This is a genomic window from Sporosarcina luteola (assembly GCF_023715535.1).
Classification (GTDB): domain Bacteria; phylum Bacillota; class Bacilli; order Bacillales_A; family Planococcaceae; genus Sporosarcina; species Sporosarcina luteola_B.
Window position 1 is genome coordinate 1 of sequence record NZ_JAMBOI010000008.1, and the last position, 22,449, is coordinate 22,449.

At 43.9% G+C, this 22,449-nt stretch carries 20 protein-coding genes; 7 read left to right on the plus strand and 13 right to left on the minus strand.

Features of this window, described 5'->3' with window-relative positions; all coding sequences use genetic code 11:
* Positions 1–348: 348 nt before the first annotated feature.
* On the minus strand, positions 349–1,251 hold the full coding sequence (locus M3191_RS13580; RefSeq protein ID WP_251700921.1) for a DMT family transporter: 903 nt from the start codon (positions 1,249–1,251) through the stop codon (positions 349–351).
* A gap of 117 nt (positions 1,252–1,368) precedes the next feature.
* Between M3191_RS13580 and M3191_RS13585 the strand changes: the two genes are divergently transcribed.
* Positions 1,369–2,091 (plus strand): MgtC/SapB family protein, encoded by a 723-nt coding sequence (locus tag M3191_RS13585; RefSeq protein ID WP_251700922.1) that lies wholly within the window; start codon positions 1,369–1,371, stop codon positions 2,089–2,091.
* 15 nt (positions 2,092–2,106) lie between these two features.
* Entirely contained in the window at positions 2,107–3,129 is a 1,023-nt protein-coding gene (locus tag M3191_RS13590; RefSeq protein ID WP_251700923.1) for a cation diffusion facilitator family transporter, read from the plus strand.
* A gap of 26 nt (positions 3,130–3,155) precedes the next feature.
* Here M3191_RS13590 and M3191_RS13595 read toward each other — a convergent pair whose 3' ends face one another.
* Positions 3,156–4,322 carry an iron-containing alcohol dehydrogenase gene (locus M3191_RS13595; protein WP_251700924.1) on the minus strand — a complete coding sequence of 389 codons (1,167 nt, stop codon included), beginning with the start codon at positions 4,320–4,322 and terminating at the stop codon, positions 3,156–3,158.
* 103 nt (positions 4,323–4,425) lie between these two features.
* Between M3191_RS13595 and M3191_RS13600 the strand changes: the two genes are divergently transcribed.
* Complete coding sequence (locus M3191_RS13600) at positions 4,426–4,662, plus strand: DUF378 domain-containing protein (RefSeq protein ID WP_251700925.1); 237 nt, start codon at positions 4,426–4,428, stop codon at positions 4,660–4,662.
* A gap of 161 nt (positions 4,663–4,823) precedes the next feature.
* Here M3191_RS13600 and M3191_RS13605 read toward each other — a convergent pair whose 3' ends face one another.
* The 3 genes from M3191_RS13605 to pruA all read right to left on the minus strand — a co-directional run bounded on the left by M3191_RS13605 (position 4,824) and on the right by pruA (position 8,957).
* Positions 4,824–6,068: a Glu/Leu/Phe/Val family dehydrogenase gene (locus M3191_RS13605; protein WP_251700926.1), complete on the minus strand. Its 1,245-nt coding sequence runs from the start codon at positions 6,066–6,068 to the stop codon at positions 4,824–4,826.
* A gap of 87 nt (positions 6,069–6,155) precedes the next feature.
* Positions 6,156–7,349 carry an ornithine--oxo-acid transaminase gene (locus tag M3191_RS13610; protein ID WP_251700927.1) on the minus strand — a complete coding sequence of 398 codons (1,194 nt, stop codon included), beginning with the start codon at positions 7,347–7,349 and terminating at the stop codon, positions 6,156–6,158.
* A 63-nt stretch (positions 7,350–7,412) separates the two neighbouring features.
* Positions 7,413–8,957, minus strand: a complete 1,545-nt coding sequence (gene pruA / locus M3191_RS13615; RefSeq protein ID WP_251700928.1) for an L-glutamate gamma-semialdehyde dehydrogenase — start codon at positions 8,955–8,957, stop codon at positions 7,413–7,415.
* A 142-nt stretch (positions 8,958–9,099) separates the two neighbouring features.
* On the opposite strand from pruA, the gene M3191_RS13620 reads away from it, so the two are divergent.
* A complete protein-coding gene (locus tag M3191_RS13620; protein ID WP_251700929.1) occupies positions 9,100–10,413 on the plus strand; it encodes a sigma 54-interacting transcriptional regulator in 1,314 nt (437 codons plus the stop codon).
* 55 nt (positions 10,414–10,468) lie between these two features.
* Here M3191_RS13620 and yugI read toward each other — a convergent pair whose 3' ends face one another.
* The 5 genes from yugI to M3191_RS13645 form a co-directional block, all read right to left on the minus strand.
* The gene (gene yugI, locus M3191_RS13625) at positions 10,469–10,843 is read right to left on the minus strand and encodes a S1 domain-containing post-transcriptional regulator GSP13 (protein ID WP_251700930.1); all 375 of its coding nucleotides are present in this window, start codon (positions 10,841–10,843) and stop codon (positions 10,469–10,471) included.
* Positions 10,844–10,966: 123 nt separating this feature from the next.
* Complete coding sequence (locus M3191_RS13630) at positions 10,967–12,670, minus strand: RNA polymerase sigma factor (RefSeq protein ID WP_251700931.1); 1,704 nt, start codon at positions 12,668–12,670, stop codon at positions 10,967–10,969.
* Positions 12,671–12,772: 102 nt separating this feature from the next.
* Positions 12,773–14,944, minus strand: a complete 2,172-nt coding sequence (locus M3191_RS13635) for a hypothetical protein (RefSeq protein WP_251700932.1) — start codon at positions 14,942–14,944, stop codon at positions 12,773–12,775.
* Positions 14,934–15,488, minus strand: a complete 555-nt coding sequence (locus tag M3191_RS13640) for an RNA polymerase sigma factor (RefSeq protein ID WP_251700933.1) — start codon at positions 15,486–15,488, stop codon at positions 14,934–14,936. The genes M3191_RS13635 and M3191_RS13640 overlap by 11 nt, the downstream gene beginning before the upstream one ends.
* A gap of 104 nt (positions 15,489–15,592) precedes the next feature.
* Positions 15,593–15,853 (minus strand): DUF1871 family protein, encoded by a 261-nt coding sequence (locus M3191_RS13645; RefSeq protein ID WP_251629402.1) that lies wholly within the window; start codon positions 15,851–15,853, stop codon positions 15,593–15,595.
* 83 nt (positions 15,854–15,936) lie between these two features.
* On the opposite strand from M3191_RS13645, the gene M3191_RS13650 reads away from it, so the two are divergent.
* A complete protein-coding gene (locus M3191_RS13650; protein ID WP_251700934.1) occupies positions 15,937–17,109 on the plus strand; it encodes a MalY/PatB family protein in 1,173 nt (390 codons plus the stop codon).
* A 244-nt stretch (positions 17,110–17,353) separates the two neighbouring features.
* On the opposite strand, the gene M3191_RS13655 is transcribed toward M3191_RS13650, so the two are convergent.
* Both M3191_RS13655 and M3191_RS13660 read right to left on the minus strand, forming a co-directional pair.
* The gene (locus M3191_RS13655) at positions 17,354–17,566 is read right to left on the minus strand and encodes a hypothetical protein (RefSeq protein WP_251700935.1); all 213 of its coding nucleotides are present in this window, start codon (positions 17,564–17,566) and stop codon (positions 17,354–17,356) included.
* 23 nt (positions 17,567–17,589) lie between these two features.
* The gene (locus M3191_RS13660; RefSeq protein WP_251700936.1) at positions 17,590–18,369 is read right to left on the minus strand and encodes a peptidylprolyl isomerase; all 780 of its coding nucleotides are present in this window, start codon (positions 18,367–18,369) and stop codon (positions 17,590–17,592) included.
* Positions 18,370–18,587: 218 nt separating this feature from the next.
* On the opposite strand from M3191_RS13660, the gene M3191_RS13665 reads away from it, so the two are divergent.
* Both M3191_RS13665 and M3191_RS13670 read left to right on the plus strand, forming a co-directional pair.
* The gene (locus M3191_RS13665; protein ID WP_251700937.1) at positions 18,588–19,820 is read left to right on the plus strand and encodes an MFS transporter; all 1,233 of its coding nucleotides are present in this window, start codon (positions 18,588–18,590) and stop codon (positions 19,818–19,820) included.
* Positions 19,821–19,880: 60 nt separating this feature from the next.
* Complete coding sequence (locus tag M3191_RS13670; protein ID WP_251700938.1) at positions 19,881–21,740, plus strand: transglycosylase domain-containing protein; 1,860 nt, start codon at positions 19,881–19,883, stop codon at positions 21,738–21,740.
* A 68-nt stretch (positions 21,741–21,808) separates the two neighbouring features.
* Here M3191_RS13670 and M3191_RS13675 read toward each other — a convergent pair whose 3' ends face one another.
* Positions 21,809–22,369 (minus strand): DUF5366 family protein, encoded by a 561-nt coding sequence (locus M3191_RS13675; protein WP_251696691.1) that lies wholly within the window; start codon positions 22,367–22,369, stop codon positions 21,809–21,811.
* Positions 22,370–22,449: the final 80 nt, after the last annotated feature.

Sequence of the window (22,449 nt, forward strand, 5' to 3'; positions counted from 1 at the left end):
TGTATTAGGCACGCCGCCAGCGTTCGTCCTGAGCCAGGATCAAACTCTCCATAATAGAGAAATTCGAGTAGCTCGAGTTTCTTGCTGGCATCAATTAAGATGTCAATTTGAATCCGAAGATTCGTTTATTCTTTTCACCGACGAGGTCGGCTCCAGAACTTTATTTGTTGACGTTTTGCTGTTCAGTTTTCAAGGTTCATTGTTTCGCCGTCTTTCACAGCGACTTCTCTATCATAACACACTGTCACTCTCGAGTCAACAACTTTTTCAAATCTTTTTTCGAAGATGTTGTTGTCGTTGTTGTCTCTTAAGGACAAGTAATACTATACCTCATAACCAAATATAAAATCAAGCCTTTTTTAAAAAGAATTTATCACGGATCTTTTTCACATCGATAATAAACAACAGAATGCCAGCTATGACAACGATTCCACCGGTTATTTGAGCTGCAGAAAGCTTCTCATGGAGAATATAGAATGCAAGAAGAGAAGCGCCTACCGGTTCAAAAAGAATGGCGATTGAGATGACGTTAGTACTCACCCACTTAACTGCCCAATTGAATAACGAGTGCCCTAGCAGATTGGGTATGAGTGCGAGCATGAAGAACCAGAACCAATTTGAAGTTGAATGCGGACCGAATGACTCCCCTTTTATCAGAACATAAAAAAAGAGTGTAACTGTACTGATTGAGTATAGAAGAAACGTATACGTAATAAGAGACAGCCGTTTACGCACTTCTTGTCCGAAGAGCAAATACGCAGTAATAAGCGCACAGGCGGCTAAGGCAAGCATATCACCGAAAAAAGCGGTTCCGCTTAATTGGAAGTCACTCCAACTGATGATGACACTGCCGGCGATTGCAATTACTGCCGACAAGATCGTTTTAAACGACAGCTTTTCTTTAAAGAAGAAATATGTGCCGACAAATGCAAAGATCGGCTGCAACGTAACGAGTACGGTTGAGCTTGCAACAGATGTGTAATTCAACGATTCGAACCATAGAATGAAATGAAAGGCCAGAAATACTCCGGCGACTGCCGAAAAGATCCAGTCTTTTTTCGTCAGAAGAAAAACTTCCTTCCTATATTTTGCAAGGAATAACGGAAGCATGAGAACAACCGTGAACAACATACGATAGAAGGCTATGACTCCGGCATCAGCAGTTGCTAGTTTTACGAAGATTGCTGAGAGCGCCACGGATATGACGCCGATGATAATCGGGATATAAGGGTGAATAGTAGGTTTTTCCAAGATGCACACTTCTCTTTCAAAGGGAGTACAGGTTAGTTTGTAACCTTTTTGGGCTAAAGACAATATAAAGAGTATAGCATATCTACGTCAAGATGATGATAGTGGGGGGAAAGGTCAATGGAATGGATCATCAATAATTCAATGTATCCGGAGGTATTGATTAAAATCGCAATTGCTCTAGGTTTAAGTTTAATTATCGGAGTAGAGAGGGAAATTAAGAAGAAGCCAATCGGTTTAAAAACGAGCGCAGTCATCTCGACCTTCAGTTGCCTATTGACGATTGTCTCAATAGAAGCAGCTTATCTAGTTCCTGCTAGGAATGATATTAATGTGACGATGGATCCGTTGCGACTTGCTGCACAAATCGTAAGCGGGATTGGATTCCTCGGTGCAGGTGCTATTTTAAGAAGAGATAACGATAATATTACGGGTCTAACGACAGCTGCAATGATATGGGGAGCAGCAAGCATCGGAATTGCAGTCGGCGCAGGCTTTTACATCGAAGCTGCATTTGCTGTAGTGAGCATACTCTTTGTTATTGAGGTGATTGCACCTCTTCTAGCCAAGTTCGGCCCAAAAAGAATCCGATCGAAGGAGGCAGCATGCATTGTCGTCGTGTCGGATAAAAGTAAAATCGATGACCTCATCGGGATTTTGAATGCCGAAAATATGAAAGTAGAAAACCTGCGTATCCGCAAATTGCACTCTGACACTAAACCTTCAGTGCATGAAGTCGATTTTCGTCTAAACGCTCTCCCCAGAAAGGGAACTACACAATTATACACCGAACTGACCGAGCTCCCTTATATTGAATCGGTCGAAATAGAAATCTTTCCTTAATGGAGGCTTATGTATATGAGAGATATTTTAAGACTACTGAAGGATGGCAATAAGCCATCACTGCTGGCAGGCACAGTCAACGCCGGTATTGCCATCCTTAAAGCAATCGCCTATATGTTAACTGGAAACGTAGCGATGTTTGCGGAAATGCTGCACTCCTTGGGAGATGCGGCAAATCAATTCTTTGTATATATCGGTTCCGCCTTGTCCAAGAAGGCGCCAACCCCGAAATTCCCGAATGGCTTCGGCAGGGTTGTCAATCTTGTCTGTTTGGGTGCCGTCATCATCGTCGGCATCATGTCATATGAAGCAGTGAAGGAAGGCTGGCATCATATATTGAATCCGGCCGAAACAAAAGGACTCGTTATCAATTTAAGTGTCCTCGGCTTGGCCACTTTACTGGAGTTCTTCGTCCTATTGAAGGCTTCCAAGGAGATTGCGCATGAGACCGGGAATGAACTATCCGGAATGAAAGCATTCACCTTCAGCTTAACTCATTTGAATAAAGCCAAGCCCGCTACTAAATTGGTCTTCATGGAAGACATGGTTGCAACTATAGGCGGTTTATTGGCATTCATGGCGGTCTTGATTGCCCATTTCGTTGGATTCCTTCAAGCAGAAGGGATTGCATCCGTGATGATTGGAATTATGATGTTTTACGTCGTCGGCAGGGTGTTCCTAGAGAATGCCAGAGGGGCAATCGGCGAGACCGATGAAGAGATGTTGAACCATATTGCGCAAATTATTGCTGAGGATCCCGATATAAAGGATATCCAAAAAGTCGAAGTAATTAAAGAAGGTGAATACCTTCATGTCGAAGTGATTGCCGAGGTGGATCCTACAGAAACTGTCGCATATATCGATGATGTAAGGGACAGGCTAATGGCTTTAGTGCTGAAGCAGAAAGGCGTGCGGGAGGCATTGATATCTTTCGATGAAGACGACGGCATCAAAACTTGGCAAGGGGTGAACGAGACAACTATGTCTGAAGAGACACGAAGGAAACTGCCGGAAATCAAAAAGCAGAGGGTGGAATGAATAAATTCCCCCTCTGCCTTCTTTCATTATAACGAAGCCACCAATATGGACTTCACTTCTTCCTCACTCAATTGCGCGTATCTGCCTAGAGGTCCATTGATTGCAGCCTTCTTCGCCATGATGTCGATCTTTGAGTCATCGATGCCGTAATATGCTAATCTTTCCGGCGCACCAATAGCTGTCCAATACGCCCTCAGTTTGTCAATCCCCTCATTCGCAATAACCTCATCCGTTTTACCCTCTGGATCCACTCCAAATACTTTGACGGCCAATTTTGCATAACGAGCCGGATTCATCTTTAGCGTATGCCTCATCCAGTGTGGGAATAGAATTGCCAATCCTCCCGCGTGAGGAATATCGTAAACTGCTGACACGGCATGTTCGATATCATGCGTCCCCCAGTCACCGCCATTGTTCCCCATACCTAAGAAGCCATTTAATCCCCAAGTTCCGCCTAATAGGATTGTTTCACGCAACTCATAGTTCTGCAGGTCATCAACGAGTTCTTCACCTGCGGCCATGATTGCGCGCAAAGCCCCTTCACATAACTCATCCTGAAGCGGTGTATTCGTTGCACTATGGAAATACTGCTCAAAGATGTGTGACATCATGTCAACAATGCCGTAAACGGTTTGGTCTTTTGGCAATGAAAGCGTGTAAGTCGGATCGAGTATAGAGAATTTTGGGAAGTTGAATGGTCCTCCCCACCCGTACTTTTCTTCTGTTTCTTCATTTGTTATAACGGAGCCTGCATTCATTTCAGAACCAGTTGCCGCCAACGTCAAAATCGTCCCAAACGGAATTGCATCTTTTGGTGAATCTTTTTTAATGACAAAATCCCACGGGTCACCGTCATATTTTGCAGCTGTCGCAATTAACTTTGTACAGTCAATGACAGAACCACCTCCGACCGCCAATATAAAATCAATATTATGCTCTTTACAAATGGCTGCCCCTTTTCTAGCTGTGCTGACACGCGGATTCGGCTCCACGCCCGCAAGTTCAAACACTTCCTTTTGTTCTTCCTTCAGGATTTCCATCAACTCATCGTAAAGACCATTCCTCTTTATGCTCCCTCCACCATAGACAACGAGGATCCTATTGCCATAAGCAGATAATTCCTTCGCGAGCTTTGTAATGGAGTTTTTACCAAAAATCAATTTAACAGGGTTTTGAAAAACAAATTCCTTCATATAAACAACCTCCTATTTCTACTGTATATTATCCAAGAATGAATTAAGCGATGCAAGTATGGATCGGTTTGACTTGGGAATCCTATCCTTAGGAGGTGATATTTTGGTTCAAAAATTAGCGCTGGCCATTACTATTATAGGTGCATTGAATTGGGGGGTCGTCGGTCTGTTCAGCTTTGATGTCGTTGCCCAATTTGCCGATGGACACGCTCAACCGTTTGCACGTTTCTTTTATATTGTCGTCGGTATTTCTGGACTCATTTCTTTAGGATTGCTTTTTGATACATTGCGAGAGAATGAGGTGGAACACGTCGCTGTTGCGGAGCCGGAAGAAATATAAAAAAGCATCTCCCGTTTAACCAGGAGATGCTTTCTTATATCTAGCTTTTGTTATCATCCAGCTCCGAGCGCCAGAGGCTCGGGGTCATAAGTCAAATCTGCTCTGTGGCAAAGAACGCCACGCCGCATCTTCGCCTCTAGGCAGGCGCCCTACGCTATTGTTTATGCCCAACCACGGAATCTTGATGCTTCTGCAGTTTTGCGGATTCCGATCATATATGCAGCTAGACGCATGTCTATATTTCTTGTTGATGCAACATTATAAACGTTTTCGAACGCGTCAACCATTTTCTTCGTCATTTTTTCGCGAACTTCTTCTTCTGTCCAGTAATAACCCATATTGTTCTGAACCCATTCGAAGTAGGAAACTGTTACGCCGCCAGCACTTGCTAGAACGTCAGGCACAAGGAGGATCCCTCGATCTGTAAGAATTTTCGTAGCTTCAGATGTCGTTGGACCATTTGCAGCTTCAACAACGATTGTCGCCTTAATATCATGAGCGTTCTTTTCGGTAATTTGATTTTCAATAGCTGCTGGAACGAGGATATCACAATCCAATTCCAATAGTTCACTATTCGTGATCGTGTTGTCGAAAAGTGTTGTAACCGTTCCGAAGCTATCCCGACGATCCAATAGATAGTCGATGTCCAAGCCATTCGGATCATGAAGTGCGCCGTACGCATCGGAAATACCGATAACTTTTGCCCCAGCATCATGAAGGAATTTGGATAGGAAGCTTCCTGCGTTTCCGAATCCTTGGATGACAATCCGTGCACCTTTCATATCGATTCCACGTTTTTTCGCCGCTTCGTTAATAATGATCGTTACACCTTCAGCTGTTGCACGGTCACGTCCTTGAGAACCGCCAAGAACAATCGGCTTGCCTGTAATGAAACCAGGAGAGTTGAATTCATCGATTCTACTATATTCATCCATCATCCAAGCCATAATTTGAGCATTCGTGAAAACGTCCGGTGCTGGAATATCCTTAGTCGGTCCCATCACCTGGCTCAACGCGCGTACATAACCACGGCTCAAACGCTCCAGTTCACCCATGGACATTTCTCTCGGGTCGCAGATGATTCCACCTTTACCGCCGCCATATGGCAAATCGACAATTCCTGCTTTCAATGTCATCCACATTGACAACGCTCGTACTTCATCAGCAGTTACTCCAGGATGGAAACGGACGCCGCCTTTCGTTGGACCGACCGCATCATTATGTTGACCGCGGAAACCAGTGAATACTTTCACTTTCCCATCATCCATGCGGACAGGAATTCTAACCTCCACCATACGGATTGGTTCTTTCAGAAGATCGTACATTCCTTCATCATAGCCTAGTTTATCAAGTGCTTCCTTAATGACAACTTGTGTAGACGTAAACAGATTCAGGTTTTCAGTCATGTAAAAGTTCGCCTCTTTGATTTCATAATGTATTTTTCTACCGCACATATTGTACCATACACCGGGAGAATTTTGGGTAAAACTTATTTAACTTGCAAAAACTTTATTTATTTTTTCCAATGCCCAATCAAGTTCTTCTTTTGAGATGATTAAAGGCGGTGCGAAACGAATGACAGTATCGTGCGTCTCTTTGCACAGCAACCCGAGTTCCTTCAGTTGTTCGCAATAAGGACGTGCTGCTTCCGTCAGTTCGACACCGATGAACAGACCTCGTCCTCGTACTTCCTTGATCGACGGATGGTTGATTTTCTTTAATTGTTCAATGAAGTAATTTCCGAGTTCAAGTGATTTGTCTGCTAGATTCTCATCCTGCAAAACTTCCAAAGAAGCGATTGAGACAGCACACGCCATTGGATTTCCACCGAATGTCGAGCCGTGGGAACCTGGATTGAACACTCCGAGGATATCTTTATTCGCTGCGACGCAAGAAATCGGGAACACTCCGCCGCCTAATGCTTTCCCTAGAATATACATATCTGGTTCGAAGCCTTCCCACTCACAAGCAAACATTTTACCTGTACGGCAAAGACCTGCCTGGATTTCATCGGCAATAAATAGGACGTTATGTTTTTTACAAAGTTCGTAAGCTGCCTTCATATAGCCCGCAGGTGGAATGAGAATACCCGCTTCCCCTTGGATCGGCTCGATGATGAATGCTGCTGTATTCGGAGTGATCGCTTCTTCCAATGCTTTCAAATCACCGAAATCCACCAATTTGATGCCTGGAAGCATCGGACCGAAACCGCGCTTATATTCCGCTTCGGATGAGAGGGAGACCGCCGTCATTGTGCGCCCGTGGAAATTCCCGTTGCAACCGATGATCTCAGCCTTGTTCTCCTCAACGCCTTTAACATCATACGCCCAGCGACGAGCCGCTTTAATAGCTGTTTCAACAGCCTCCGCCCCAGTATTCATCGGCAATGTCATGTCTTTCCCAGATAGTTTGCATATCAATTCATACCACGGGCCAAGTTGGTCGTTGTGGAATGCGCGTGAAGTCAACGTTACCTTATCCGCCTGATCCTTCAATGCCTGGATGATTCTCGGGTGGCGGTGTCCTTGGTTCACTGCTGAATACGCGGAAAGCATATCCATGTATTTATTCCCCTCGGGATCCTTGACCCAAACACCTTCTGCTTCAGAAATAACGATTGGCAGTGGATGGTAGTTGTTCGCCCCGTATTTATTCGTTTGTGAAATGATCTTTTCAGAAACCGACATGTATTTCCCCTCCCCATTTGTATGTATAGCTGGAAGCAGTTCAGGGAACTGCTTCCTATTTAATTATAGTGTTTCCGATGTTGTCTTCCCTTGCATGTGTAATTGCAAGTAGTCTGGGCCGCCCGCTTTGGAGTCGGTTCCGGACATATTGAATCCGCCGAATGGCTGGTAGCCTACGATAGCGCCCGTACAGCCGCGGTTAAAGTACAAGTTTCCTACGTGGAAATCTTGACGTGCCTGTTCGATATGCTCACGGTTGTTCGTGATGACTGCGCCAGTTAAGCCATAGTCCGTATTGTTCGCGATCTCAATTGCTTCGTCGAAGCTTTTCGCTTTAGTAATGGCAACGACAGGTCCAAAAATCTCTTCCTGCATAATGCGCGCTTTTGGATCGACGTCTGCAAATACAGTCGGTGCGACGAAGAAGCCTTTCGAGCTGTCCCCTTCTCCACCTGCAACGAGGCGTCCTTCTTCTTTTCCGATTTCAATGTAGCTCATGATTTTATCAAATGAAGCCTGGTCGATAACCGGTCCAGCGAAATTCGATTGTTTCGTAGGATCTCCGTACGTCAATTCTTTCGTTAATTCTTCAACGCGTGCCACCACTTGATCATATACTTCTTCATGGATGACTGCACGTGAACATGCAGAACATTTCTGTCCGCTGAAACCGAATGCTGACTTGACGATGGATTGAGCCGCCAATTCAAGATCTGCATTGTTGTCTACAACGATTGTATCTTTACCGCCCATTTCAGCGATTACACGTTTCAACCAGATTTGGCCTTCGTTCACTTTTGCAGCACGCTCGTAAATACGTGTTCCGATTTCACGTGAACCTGTGAAGGAGACAAAACGTGTTCTTGGATGGTCAACGAGGTAGTCGCCGACTTCAGCTCCTGAACCCGGGATGTAGTTGACAACTCCAGCAGGCATTCCCGCTTCTTCGAGCACTTCCATGAATTTATATGCAACGACAGTTGTTGTGGAGGCAGGCTTCAATAGAACCGTGTTTCCTGTAACCAATGCAGCTACAGTTGTACCTGCCATAATTGCCAATGCGAAGTTCCAAGGCGAAATAACAACACCGACTCCTAGAGGGATGTAATCGAAGCGGTTGAATTCGCCAGGACGGCTTTCAACTGGCATGCCATTTTTCAATGTAAGCATTTGACGCCCGTAGTATTCCAAGAAGTCTATCGCTTCAGCAGTATCTGCATCCGCCTCGTTCCATGGCTTACCCGCTTCCTTTGTCAAAAGCGCTGAAAACTCATGTTTACGACGACGAATAATCGCCGCGGCTTTGAACAATACATCCGCACGGAATTCCGGCTTCACTTTGCTCCAAGTTTTGAACGTTTCGTCAGCAACGTTCATCGCTTTTTCAGCAAGATCTCGGCTCGCCTTTGAAACGCGTCCGATCACTTCTTCTTTATTGGCAGGGTTCGTCGAAACGAGTTTGTCTTCTGTCATTATGCGTTCGCCGCCGATGATTAACGGGTAGTCTTGTCCTAGATAGCCATCGACGGTTTTCAATGCTTCCTCATATGCTTTTTTGTTTTCAGCTAGTGTAAAGTCTGTGAATGGTTCGTGTTTGTATGGGATCATGTTACTCCTCCTCAGTTAGTTAGCCGCAAAATATATTTGCATTTAATCGATAGTTCCATATATAATAATGCAAGAGATTGTTGCATAATTCAAGTGTTTTTGTTTATTTTGCAAAAATAACGTAAACGGACGGTGTTGATTCGTGAATAAAACAGAAAAGAACCTTTTTCCCTTATATGAATTCGCAGTGAATCGAGCCGGTGTCGGTATCCATGCAGTGGATCGTTCCGGCAGAACCGTTATCTATAACGATAAGATGAAAGCGATAGAAGGGTTGGAGCTTGAAGAAGTCGGCGACCGCTCCATCTTGGAACTATTCAATTTTGATCAGGAAGAAAGTACATTATTGAAGGTACTTCAAAGCGGCATGGACAAATTGAATGTAAAGCAGACGTATTGGAATCGGAAAGGACACGAAATTACAACAATCAACGATACATATCCGGTGTTCCATGAAGGTGAGCTCGTTGGCGCAGTGGAGATTGCAAGGGACGTCACTGCACTTGAGAGGTTCGTCCTTCATCCAATGCGGAAAAACAGTGATCCTGTCACATTTAATCAGATCGTCGCCGCTTCGGACGAAATGAAGACGGTCGTATCGACAGCACGCAAAGCATCGGGCACAAAATTGCCCGTGCTCCTCATCGGCGAGTCAGGTACAGGGAAAGATTTACTAGCTGAAAGCATTCATTACGAAGCGTCACCTGCCAATGGACGCTTTCTTACGCTTCATTGTCACCAATCTGACGCCGAACTGATCAATCGGCTCGACGATGACTTGACTATATCGGAACCGTTCACGTTATTCTGTGAACGCATCGATTTATTATCCATTTCTCTTCAGCAGAAACTCTTTACATTCTTAAAAAATTCAAATCAAAACGGCCGCCAATTTATCGCAAGCATCGGCGACGACCCTGTCGAATTGATTGCGAAAGGAAGTCTATTGAAGGATCTCTATTATTACTTCGCTTCTTTTACAATACGGATTTCCCCATTACGGAAACGAAAAGAGGATATCGTACCGTTTGTCATTACCTATTTAGCGAGACGAAGGGAAAGGTTCGGGACTTCCCTCGTCGGAATCACGAAGGAAGTGGAAGAACTATTCCTTAGCTATGATTGGCCAGGGAATATGCGGGAACTTGAATTTCTTCTTGATGAAATATCTTCCCTCGCCACTACCGAGACGGAAATCACGTATGAAATGCTGCCTCTTCATTTCCGATTAAAATGCGATGGAATGGGTGATACACCTACACAGGCGGTCGATTTCATCGTGAATCCTGAAAAAGGGCTTCTTCCGCTAGACCGTTACTTAAAGGAAGCGGAAGAATATTATTTACAAAAAGCGATGAAGCTTCACGATGATAATATTACAAAAACGGCAAATGCACTCGGCATGAGCAGGCAGAACCTTCAATATCGATTGAGGAAATTAAAAAACGGGAGATAGGCCAAAATGCCATCTCCCGTTTTTAGATTGTTGTACCGTCTAGACTCCGCTTTTGTTAGTACCCCGAACGGTCTATCCAGTCTTTCAATTTGTCTTTTAATGAATTGAAGCCTTCTGCATCCTGCTCTTTCACTTTATCTTGCAGCGATTTGCGAGGTCGGCCTGGTTTTTGGTGGTTAATTGGCGCCTCTTGGAGTGCGCGGATGGAAAGGCTGATTTTTCCTGCGTTACGATCGACCTCCAACACTTTCACTTCCACTTCATCGCCTACAGCTAGATAGTCATTGATATCTCTGACAAACCCATATGTGATTTCCGAAATATGGACGAGACCTTGCGTCTCTTCATCAAGTGCGACAAACGCTCCATATGGCTGGATGCCTGTCACCTTGCCAGTCAACTCTTCCCCCACTTCATATTTTTTACCCATGTGAAACAGCTCCCAATCTTTTTGGTATCGAATCTGCCTATACGGCCATCCGCAATTATACCATAGTGAGCCCTTTCCAATCAAAAGATTTGACGGGTAAATTGTAAAGATTCAATCATTTCCTCATTTCTTCATCTCCCTTATGAATTGCTTCAATTCTCCTTCGATGAAGAAATATTCCAGACTATCGAGATAAGGCGATGTAGTCCAGCCTGAGTCCTCCATTTCTACTATAACTTCCCTCATTACGTGACCTGAAGGTGAATTTTTCCCATTGAAGGCAATGCGCGTCCACGCCTCTTTATATTCCTCTTTGATAGTTCCAGTAGAATCACGGATCTCCAGTTGACCAACCATTCCTGTCACTGAATACAACATCCAAGTGTAGGAGTTAAATATACTTGAATAGAGCTCCTGGTGTCCTTCAGCCCTTAATGCCGCCTTTTCAGTTTGCAATAGAAGGTCAACCTGCTCCTCAATTGGACTGAGATGGAAGTCAACTAAAGATCCCGTCAAATAGGATATATAAATATCCATAGTAGGATGCAGGTTTTCACGTAGGACAACAGTCAGTTCGGGTTGTCCGAATTCAGGATACACATAGTTATCATAGGGTCCACTCTTTAGTGAATATCCTTGCTCCATCATTCCATCAATCGCTTGCCGGAACTCCTGAGGGTACTTCGATTTGCTCTTGGTAAAAGACTCATAATCAAAACCTCCCTCCTCATTCCACTCAGCACCCTGTATTGCTTTTTCATTCTCATAGAGTACATTCATATAAGATTGGTAAAGCTTATTAACCTTCCCTAAGTACTCATTCATGAAATCCATACTTTTCTCTTCGTCATCCACTAAAGGCTTTTTTAATAGCTTCTTCACCATTTCGGAAGGCACTTCCAACTCTTTGACAATCACGCCATACTCTTCTTCAGCTTTTTTCTTGTCAACCCTTCCACTTCTATCCACTTGCCCCTCTAGGCGGTTAATGAATACATCGAACTTCCTAATTGTTTCTTCTCCATACCATTCCGTGTAAAGGTTCTCTTTCTTATCTTTAATGGAAATACCGGCCAGATATGAATTACGCTCCAATTCTTTCTGGAATGAAGCTCTGGCCTTCTCAATGAATTTTTCAGCAGATTTCTTTTGATAGGCCTCACTATTTGTATAAGTGATAAGTAACAACAAGACCAACAGGATGCTCGCACCCATTCCCCAAAACAAGTACGGCCTCTTTCTTTTAATTGTTTCTCTCTTCGTTTCACTCAATGGCGATTCCTCTACTAATGCGTGAAATATATTCGCCTCATTATAGGATCGTGGAAATCTTTCATAGGATCTATTCAAAAACTCCAGTTTTTTATCCAAGTTAGGCTCTTCCAATATCACAATGGCTTCGGCAACAGCCTGTTCGGCTAGCTGCACTGTCATTCCTGTTATTTCCGCAATTTCTTTACTTGATTTATTATAGAAGCGATTGAGAATGAAAGGTACCCGGCATTTCTTTGGCAATGCAACCAGCCTGCGGTGCAGTTCATCATCCTCTTCAAATAGGAATAAACCATCTGAAAAGTCTGCCGGTTGCATGCCATCCAACATTTTCAACGTACTTGTTAAAAGCGAACTCTCTTTTAAATCGTCCTCTGTTAACTCGTTACTACTTTCAAATCTATTTCTAAATACAGTTTCCGCCACTGTCGCAGACTGTTCTAATGAGACTCCATATTGTATGGCAAATCGCTCAATTTTCCAGATATGCATGTCCAGCCATTCCTTGAAAGCTTCCTGATCCCCTTGAAGGATTCTTTTCTCTACATCTTCCAATCCAATCCCCCTCTGTTGCAAAACTACACCTACTTCAACTATACCAAATAGACAGAAAAAAGACCGCCATATTTCGGCAGTCTTTCGTCTTTTAAACTTTTGTTAATGCTCTAGCGGGTTGAATTTCACTCGCCATCCATCTTCCGTCCAAACCATATGGAATTTCCTTTCGGATGGCAGATCAGGAAACAGCTCTGTATCGACAGTAAGTGTTGCGATGCCAGGCCAGTTTCCGTCCTCGTCTTGTTCCAGGCCTTGGAAGGAGGCTTTCCTATACATCTTGTCGTCGTAAGGAAGGAAATACTTCTTGGGATTTTCCAAATACGTTTCTTTATCAACAACTTCCGAGCCAACTCCTTGATAGAATAGCTCATACTGCTTTTCATAGAAACCATTACTACCTGCATAGAAATACAAGCCAAGGACATCCAAAGAGTTATCAACATTGTCGGTGCCAATTAATATTTCATAGTTAAAAGCGCTCATATCCATCACTTCAGTTTGGAAATCCATTTCGGGGCTCATATGGTACTTAGGCAATCTATCCATCCATAGCGTCCCCAGTTCCCAAATTCCTTCTTCACTATAAACCATCGATACTGCACGATCGACCCCTATAAATTCAAGGGTGGTGTGGAACGACGAATCATGGCGGTAAGCCTTGTCTTTGTAAAACTTAACCTCCGTTGCATTGCGGAGGAACGGAAGCCCTTTGCGCCAATTATCAACGTAATAATCTACGGTATAATCAATTCCGGATTCGTTGTGCTTCAACGTGTTTTCATTGAACAAATAATACATTGTTCGAGGGTCATCCATTTCGTTGGCGTAATCGAATACTCCGAGAACGTGAACAGGCGAGACGCCTTTCAAAATGGACTTGGAGTATGTCTTTTTGAAATCGGTATATATAGCTTGAACTTCCTTTTCGAATGAATCATTCGGTAGCTGAATGGTAACATCCTGAAAATCCGGCCGTTCCCCATACATATATTCCTCAAGTACTCCTTCTCGGTACAGTACAAGCGCTTCCTCCAAATCATAATAGGTTAGCGCGTCCCAACTCGCTGATTTTCGCCAGTCCGAAGCCTCCATCTCTTTGATAATCGGATTCAGGATGTACCGCAATGGAGTTGCCTCTCCCCCTCCCGCCATATTCCTCCATGCCTCTTGATATTCGGGAAGCAGTACACCGTCCGCGTCAAAGATTTTCGTGTGTTCACTGCCTTTCATAATTTCATTGAACAATGTAATGTAATAAGATTTTAACACTGGATACAAACTTGAATTCTGTTCCCCTTCCAGGAGAGTATACTCCATACCGGTAACGGCCGAGCTCGATTGGAGCACAGGGTATTCAAGAATTGGTCCAAACATGTATGGTTCTTCTGAAATCATCGTGGTATATGCACTCGTATTAGGGTGCAACCGTGAATTTAAGTCTTTATAAATAAAATGGTTGAAATATCTTGTCTTTATTTCCCCTGAATATTTCTCGGTATACAGTCGGATTGAGTGTTCACGCATTGTACCGATTATATTCTGTAGCTGCTCCGGGAAACCTTTGGTACTCAGCATCATGATTTCGGCCTTATCGACAGAATGATCCACTTCATATGCGGCTACGGCCTCTTTGTTCTCTTTTATTATTTGGTTGTAAATTTCAATGAGCATCTGGATCTTTTCGCGGTATTCTGCTAAAAAACGAATGCTGCCTTTTTCATCTTCCCCAAGATTATGTTGTTTTAAGTCCAAAAGCATTTCGGACGGAAGCTTCAATTCTTCTATTGCTCGAATATAAATCTCCTGTAGGTCCGTTTGGTCTTTTCCATCCCTCACCATTTTCAAGAAACTTTTATTCTTCAATAAATTCATCGTTGAATCTGCACGACTCGCGTAATGTTTAAAATAGACTTCATCCAACTTCAGCATTTCACGGCGTTTTTCACGTTCTTCCTCATATTGCATAAGTAGATCCTCAATTACTTGATCAGTCACCGTAGTTTCGATAGTTCCCTCTTCGGATTTCTGCTTCTGTTCGATAATATATCCGGTTCCAATAAACCCGATAATAAAAATGCTCGCTATACTCATCGCCCAAACTGTGATTTGCTGCCTCACTCCATGTTTGGTCGGCTTTTTCTGTTCATTCTTACGGGAGCTGGCTTCCTCATCAATCTTCCGAAATACTTCTTCCGGATCAAATGAGGTGGGAACACGTTCATACGACTTTTTCAAAAACCCCATCCGTTTCTCAAAATTGTCATTGGCCATGTGTTACCCCTCCCTTCATGTCCATCACTTTTTTCAAGTTGTCTTTTGCCCTGAAAATACGGGTTTTCACTGTTGCCAATGTAATATTCATGACATCCGCAATTTGGTGATACGTTAAGTCTTGAAAATAAAACAAGATAAGTGGGATCCTATATTTTTCATCCAGTTGCAGAATTGATTCATGCAATTCACGATCTTCTTCGAAAAGGAGAACTTGAAATTCGGTAGATTGTTGTGATGATGCTTGATCGGCATTTTTCATCCGCTCCTCTTTCGCTGTTTCCCTTCCCTCTTTCCGGTAGTAATCCCGTGCTGTATTTAACGTAATTTTATATAACCAAGTCGTGAACCTCTGCTGGTTGAATTGCGGCAGGAACCTGTATAGCTTGATAAATACTTCCTGTGTCACATCCGGTATATCATCAATGCGAACACCGCATTGATATGAAAACCTCTCGACAGTTCTATAGTGCAGATCCATCAATTGCGCAAATGCCTCTCTTTCCCCGTTTTGCGCACGTATGATCAAATCGGACTCTTCCATACTGCCCCCTCACTCCCTATCCCCTCTGATGATGATACGAAAGGAGTTCCTTAAATGTTTCAAATAAAAAAACGCATCTACATTTTCGTAGATGCGGAATAATTTTAGACTATACATTTTGCTTCGTATTTTATAGCCACTAACTTATAAGCTATTTGCATGCATTTCTCTATCGGAATCCATAGTTCATACGAATGTTCATAGATCTCACGGATCCGTTTTGCAAGATCGGTCGGATGATCAAGAACTTGAAGCTCTGCAACAACATCGGCAATTTCTAGTTCATATGCTTTTCTGCCGACATTAAAAGGATCCCATTCTTCGAGCAGCAAGATTGCTTTTTTATTCATTTCGATTGTTTGCACGATAAGTCACCTTATTTTTTTCTTTTCTTGCATTTATGATAGCATAGTAATGGAAAAGAAAAAAGGAAATGAGGGATATTAGCATGAATGAATTCGAACTAGTTATTGATCGAAAAAATACCCGTTCTGTGAAATGGGGCAATATGGAAGCAATTTACGGCGTGGAAGACGCTTCAGAAGTTCTACCGATGTGGATTGCCGATATGGATTTCAAGGCACCTCAGCCAATCCTTGCAGCCATGCAGGAACGCCTGGATCACGGCGTTTTCGGATATTCCTATATATGTGCAAAGTGTAAAGACTCCGTCCGGACTTGGCTTTCATCACGCCATGGATGGGAAACTGAAAATGATTGGATGCTCTTCCATCATGGCGTCGTTCCTGCAATCGCTACGGTTGTGGAGACGTTCACGAGTGCCGGAGATAATATCTTAATTACATCGCCTGTGTATCCGCCATTCTTCAATGTGCCAGGGCATCAGAAGCGGAATATTGTTGAGTGCAGACTACGCGAAGAAAACGGCAACTACTCGATCGACTTCGATGCTTTTGAAAAAAGCTTGCAGCAAGGTGTTAAGCTATTCATCTTATGCCATCCGCACAACCCAGGGGGCGTTGTTTGGACAGAAGAGGAATTGCGGAATATCCTTCGCCTTTGTAAACAATATGATGTGTTGATCCTATCCGATGAAATCCATGCAGACCTTGTCCTTCCTGGATCTAAGCATATTCCTTTAGCTGTGTTAGCCGAAGAGGAAGGCGGACGCGTCATCACTTGTGTCGCCCCTACAAAAACATTCAATTTGGCGGGTGTACAGGCTGCAGTCATGATTACAAAAGAGGACGACCTTCGGGAAGCATTGCAGCAAAGTGCGTTGGCTCACGGTCAAATGGAATTGAATGCATTTGCCGCTTCAGCCCTTATTTCCGCATACACGGAATGTGAAGAATGGTTGGAAAACTTGCTCGAGACTATTTCATCCAATATGGATTATGTCATCAGTACAGTAACGGAGGCCGTTCCTGGAATCCAGATTCAAAAACCGCAAGCGACGTACTTATTGTGGATTGATTACCGAGGAACCGGACTTTCTGAAGAAGAGATGATGGACAGGCTTTTGAATAAAGGAAAGCTCGCGCTCGAGCCAGGGTCGAAGTATGGCAAGGCCGGCCATGGATTCCTTCGCATGAACGTTGCTGCTCCCCGGTTGATTGTTGAAGATGGAGTGGCAAGATTTATTAAAGCTATGCAATAAGAGTTATGGAGTAGACGGGATCCTAAGAGGATTCCGTTTTTTTATAGAAGTGCGCGAATGCTTTGACGCGATTCCACTCTTTTTGAGCGCGATGCCGCTCTTATTGAGCGCGATTCCACTCTTTTTGAGCGCGGTACCACTCTTATTGAGCGCGGTGCCACTCTTTTTGAGCGCGATTCCACTCCTATTGAGCGCGCCCTATAAAAAATGCATGATCCATTAAATCGGATCATGCATTTTTTTGTTATAGTTCTTGGTTTTCTCTTGCTTCGCGGCGTTCGCGCAAGATTCGTTCTTCCAGTTCACGTGTTTCCTCTTCCTGCTTTTTCGAGTTCCGCTTGATCCACATAAACGTGATCACAAGAAGAATCATGAAAAAGAAAAAGGAAATTGCTGCTGGAATATATTCTGATTTATCTTCTGGAAAGTAAAGGAACGGCATAAGGAAAACGTTCATTTACGTACACTTCCTAACTTGTCTTATTTCTGAAGGATTTCGATTGACTCGATTGAAATTTCTTCAACCGGCTTGTCTGCTCTTCCTGTCTTAGCAGATGCAATCTTATCAACAATATCCATTCCTTCGATCACTTGACCGAAAACCGTATGCTTCTGATCAAGGTGAGGAGTTCCGCCATTCTCTTCATACGCTTTGGCGATTTCTTCTGGCCAGCCACGTTCAGTAAGTTGTGTTGCTGTTCCCGGTGGAGTTGAAGCTTGCACGATGAAGAATTGGCTGCCGTTCGTGTTCGGACCAGCATTCGCCATCGACAATGCCCCTCTTAAATTGAATAGATCCATCGTGAATTCATCCTCGAATGAATCACCGTAGATGCTTTCCCCACCCATACCTGTACCTGTCGGGTCGCCGCCTTGGATCATGAAATCTTTAATGACACGGTGGAAAATGATTCCGTCATAGTAACCGTTCTCTGCATGTTTCAAAAAGTTCTCGACTGTTTTTGGCGCTTGTTCTGGAAATAGTTTAATTTTAATCGGACCCATTGTCGTATTCATGACGACAAGAGCTTCGTTCGCTGCAACTTCATTCGATAATTGTGGATACATAGTAGTGGCCTCCTCATTGGTCGCTTCATCTGATGACTTGTCATCAGATAGTTGGTCTTGTACTTCGTCTTCATTTTGCGTAGTCGCCGATCCATTCGTTGCTTTTTCTTGCTCTTTTTGATCACCTTGACCACAAGCCGCAAGCAGCAATACTAGAAAGATCGACAGGAAAGGTAGCGACATCTTTTTCATAATCATTCACCCTGAAACAGTTTACCATAACCCTATATTTTTTTCGATTGATAAGCATGAAATTTCCTTCGGGTTTCGAATTGTTCTATAATTGATGAATCATAGAAACGTTTACTGCCATCTAGCAAAGGGAATCTTTACTTTGATAAAGGATTTCCAATTAACTAATCGCCGTAGCGTTTCAAATTCGGCGGGTCATACGAAAGCGGGTCACTAACATGAATGTACAAAAACGGAATTTCATCATCATCTGGGTCGCAAACTTCCTCGTTGCCGGCACAATGACGATGATCATGCCTTTCCTATCTTTATACATAGAAACATTCGGAAATCATTCGGATGCGTACGTCCAAAAATGGGCGGGATTGATTTTCGGGGCGACGTTCATAACGGCATTAATCATGTCACCGATTTGGGGACGGATTGCCGATAAATACGGATTTAAACCGATATTGATTATTAATGGCTTCGGAATTGCAATATCCGTCTTTATGATGGGATTCGTCAATTCTGTCGAAACATTCTTCATCCTGCGGTTATTCAACGGAGTCGTCACCGGCTTCATACCGACATCACTCGCGTTTGTTTCATCCCAGACGGCAAGGGAAGAAGCCGGTAAAAAGCTCGGGACGTTGCAAATGGGGAGTGTGACGGGGACTCTTTTTGGACCCGTGTTAGGCGGATTAATGGCAGATGCATTCGGATTCCAATATACATTCATCATCACTTCGCTTTCAGTCGTTGTGGCGGCCCTGATTGTTTTGTTTGGGATTAAAGAGCAAAAGAAAGTGAAAAATGAAAAGGCGATCAACTACTCTAGGAAAACGATACTTGGCGGTTTGCTTCATCACCGATTGATGCTGAATGTCATGATCGTAACAGCGTTGATCCAAATCGGGAACTTCAGCATCCAACCGCTTCTTTCGCTTTACGTGGCCGGTCTAACGGATTCAAAAAATGTCGCATTTCTGGCGGGTCTGACGTTTAGTGCCGCAGGGGTCGGCAATCTCCTTTTTGCCCGGAAATGGGGGAAAATGGGGGATGATATCGGATATGAGAAAGTGCTCGGTGCTCTGCTTCTCCTATCCTTCATCTTCATCATTCCGCAGGCTTTTGTCACGTCCATCTGGCAGTTGATGATTTGCCGGCTTCTGTTCGGGATTGCGATCGGCGGGATGATTCCTATCACGACTGCCCTCGTCAGGAGGGAAGCTCCTGTGCATATCCAAGGGGAAGTGATGGGTTATAATACCAGCTTTCGTTTCCTCGGCAATATTATCGGACCGATGTTCGGCGGGATTGTCAGTGGGTTTATCGGCATTTCGTCCGTGTTCATTTTGACGGGAGTCCTTTTCCTACTAGGATTTGGTTTCCTCTATTATGCAAAAAGAAAGCCCGTACAGGACTTTGAAGATTTTCTAGCGGAGGAGAACAGACAAGCGAATATTTGAGTTCAGCACATTTCCAAATAGGAAATGTGCTATTATTTTTTCATAGGAAGGGGGGCTATTGTGAAAAGGCTCACGAGCTTTTTATTAATACTAATGATGATTCCCCTGCTCTATTTCATTCAGCAAGGCGTTGCAAAAGAATGGTCGGAAGCGCAGGTCTTGAAAAATACAATCGGTGAAACGATTGAACTTACCGAACCATCCATCAGCATCCCAATATCGATGACTGATCGGAACGGCAAGATCTTTGCCGAGGAGTATGTGGAATGGAGACAACCGCTCCCGTTGGATTCGATTCCCGTTTTTATTCAGCAACTATTCCTAATTAGTGAGGACCAAGGATTTTTTGAGCATAAAGGGTATGATGTCGCGGCAATTGTTCGTGCCTTCGCCGTCAATGCGAGAAGTGAAGACATGAGCCAGGGAGCCTCGACAATCACTCAGCAAGTTGTCAGGATGCGGTTCCTGACGACCGAAAAGACATATGAACGTAAATTCAAAGAGTTGCTATACGCAGCGGAACTTGAAAAACAGTCGACAAAAGATGACATCCTCAGTATGTATTTGAATGAAATGTTTTTCGGCAATCAAGTATATGGGGTCGGAGCGGCCGCCACTTATTATTTCAATCGTCCGCTTGATCAACTAAGTCCTGCGGAAATGGCATTCATTGCTGCAATTCCGAACAACCCTTCCAAATACGACCCACTGCGTCATTTCGACCTGACAAAAAAGCGGCAAGAGCTTCTCTTATCCGTCCTATCAGCGAACGGCGTCATTACGGAACAGGAATCCGAAACGTGGAAGCAGGAAGAGATCGTCCTGAATGTGAAGGCCAAGGCAAATAAATTCAACATGTATAGCTCATACGTATTAGCCGAGCTGGAAGAATTGATCGGTCATTCTGAAGGGTTCACGGCATCAATCGCAGCTTCAACTACACAAAGTGAAAGGCAATCGAAAATCGAAGCTCTGAAAAAACGGACTGCGGATGTAATCGCGGACGGAATCCAAATTGAAACGGCCCTGGATCCCGTAAAGCAAAAACATGATGAAGCCTCCCTGTCTTCCCTATTGAGAATGAGGGATTTACAGGCGGGGGCAGCCGTGATTGATAATACGAAAAAAGAAATCGTGAGCATCTATGGGGGCAATGGTTTTCGCAAAGGGGACTTCAACAGGTCCTACCAGGCTGTCAGACAGCCCGGCTCTGCTATAAAGCCATTGCTTGTCTACGCCCCTTATCTTGAGAGCGGACCTTACAAGGAGAGTACACCAATCGACAGCAGCAATATTTGCATCGGCTCATACTGCCCCACGAATATTGGCGGCTATACATTCGGGATGACAACCGTGAAGGAAGCATTCCGACGTAGTCATAACACAGCGGCAGTGCGTTTGTTCCGTAAAGTGGGAATTGAAGAAGCTTTTAGTCATTTAACAATCTTCGGTTTCAAAAATGTAACCGAAGAGGATTACACCTACCCCGCCGCTCTCGGAGGATTCCATAGAGGAGTAACACCTCTCGAACTCGCTTCCGCCTATTCCAGTTTCTTCAATGGCATGTATTCAACTCCCCATGCAATCAGAGCTGTGAAGGACCGGGAAGGGAAGACACTTTACGAATGGAAAGACGAACCGGTGAGAGCATGGTCCCCCTCGACCGTCACGACAGTCCGTAATTTAATGGAAGACGTCATATTGAATGGGACCGGGAAAGGAATCCGCTACACGACAACGTATACAGGCGCTAAAACAGGAACGACAGACCACTACAAAGACTTGTGGGTTGCTGGAATGAACGATCAGTACACAACAGCCGTATGGATCGGATACGACAAACCCGCCTCCCTCCAACGCCTAAGCAACCAGAAAATACACCTGCGGGCTTTTAATGAATTGCTGTATATCCCAAAGTGAAAAAAGTCGTTGAAACGCCATGCTTAGTGGCCATTTCAACGACTTTTTTTAATAGTGAATCAACAAAATCACACCACCGGAAGACTCGCAAGAACCCCGTTATAAAGCTTCAATACTATGTAAATGATCCCAGTTAAAAAGATGCCCCAAACAAGAATTTCAAAAACCAACAAACCTACCATGCTTGGCATCGTCATGAACTTGCTCAACTTGAACATAGTAAAGATAAAGTAGACAAATGTCGTCAACAGGAAAACCGCCAGCAGAATCTTCACCGACTGTATCCCGCCTACCGAAGCGAGCGCACCGATAAAATAGATGAGATTACCGCTTTTCGCTTCACTATACGACTCCCCTACTGCATCAATCGAAAAGAACAACATCGCTGTTTCATGAATTGTTTCCGCAATTAGCTTCAACGCCGAAAACATCATAAAAAAAGCAAGCGAATAAATGACAAGAAGAAAAAGGCGCAGCTGTGTATCCGTCAGAAATTCCCGCATGCCTGCATAAAGACCGATCTGGCCGAAGAAAACAATCGATGCACTCACCATATAGACACCGAACGTTAAACTGAAAAGAATAATCGTCAAAAACGGCAAATAGCCATAAAGATAAGGATTTCTCAATCTGACACCCCGAACGCAAATATTTTATCTTTCCCTATAATATAGGAAGAGAAACCAATTTCGCAACGATTGTCTAATTG

Bases quoted from the DNA above. Each gene is read 5' to 3' on its own strand.
- M3191_RS13610 (WP_251700927.1), bottom strand. From the start codon at position 7,349: ATGTCGGTTTCTGAAAAGATCATTTCACAAACGAATAAATACGGGGCG.
- M3191_RS13660 (WP_251700936.1), bottom strand. From the start codon at position 18,369: ATGAAAAAGATGTCGCTACCTTTCCTGTCGATCTTTCTAGTATTGCTG.
- M3191_RS13590 (WP_251700923.1), top strand. From the start codon at position 2,107: ATGAGAGATATTTTAAGACTACTGAAGGATGGCAATAAGCCATCACTG.
- M3191_RS13635 (WP_251700932.1), bottom strand. From the start codon at position 14,944: ATGGCCAATGACAATTTTGAGAAACGGATGGGGTTTTTGAAAAAGTCG.
- M3191_RS13585 (WP_251700922.1), top strand. From the start codon at position 1,369: ATGGAATGGATCATCAATAATTCAATGTATCCGGAGGTATTGATTAAA.
- M3191_RS13655 (WP_251700935.1), bottom strand. From the start codon at position 17,566: ATGAACGTTTTCCTTATGCCGTTCCTTTACTTTCCAGAAGATAAATCA.
- M3191_RS13605 (WP_251700926.1), bottom strand. From the start codon at position 6,068: ATGACTGAAAACCTGAATCTGTTTACGTCTACACAAGTTGTCATTAAG.
- M3191_RS13595 (WP_251700924.1), bottom strand. From the start codon at position 4,322: ATGAAGGAATTTGTTTTTCAAAACCCTGTTAAATTGATTTTTGGTAAA.
- M3191_RS13640 (WP_251700933.1), bottom strand. From the start codon at position 15,488: ATGGAAGAGTCCGATTTGATCATACGTGCGCAAAACGGGGAAAGAGAG.
- M3191_RS13650 (WP_251700934.1), top strand. From the start codon at position 15,937: ATGAATGAATTCGAACTAGTTATTGATCGAAAAAATACCCGTTCTGTG.
- yugI (WP_251700930.1), bottom strand. From the start codon at position 10,843: ATGGGTAAAAAATATGAAGTGGGGGAAGAGTTGACTGGCAAGGTGACA.
- M3191_RS13665 (WP_251700937.1), top strand. From the start codon at position 18,588: ATGAATGTACAAAAACGGAATTTCATCATCATCTGGGTCGCAAACTTC.
- pruA (WP_251700928.1), bottom strand. From the start codon at position 8,957: ATGATCCCATACAAACACGAACCATTCACAGACTTTACACTAGCTGAA.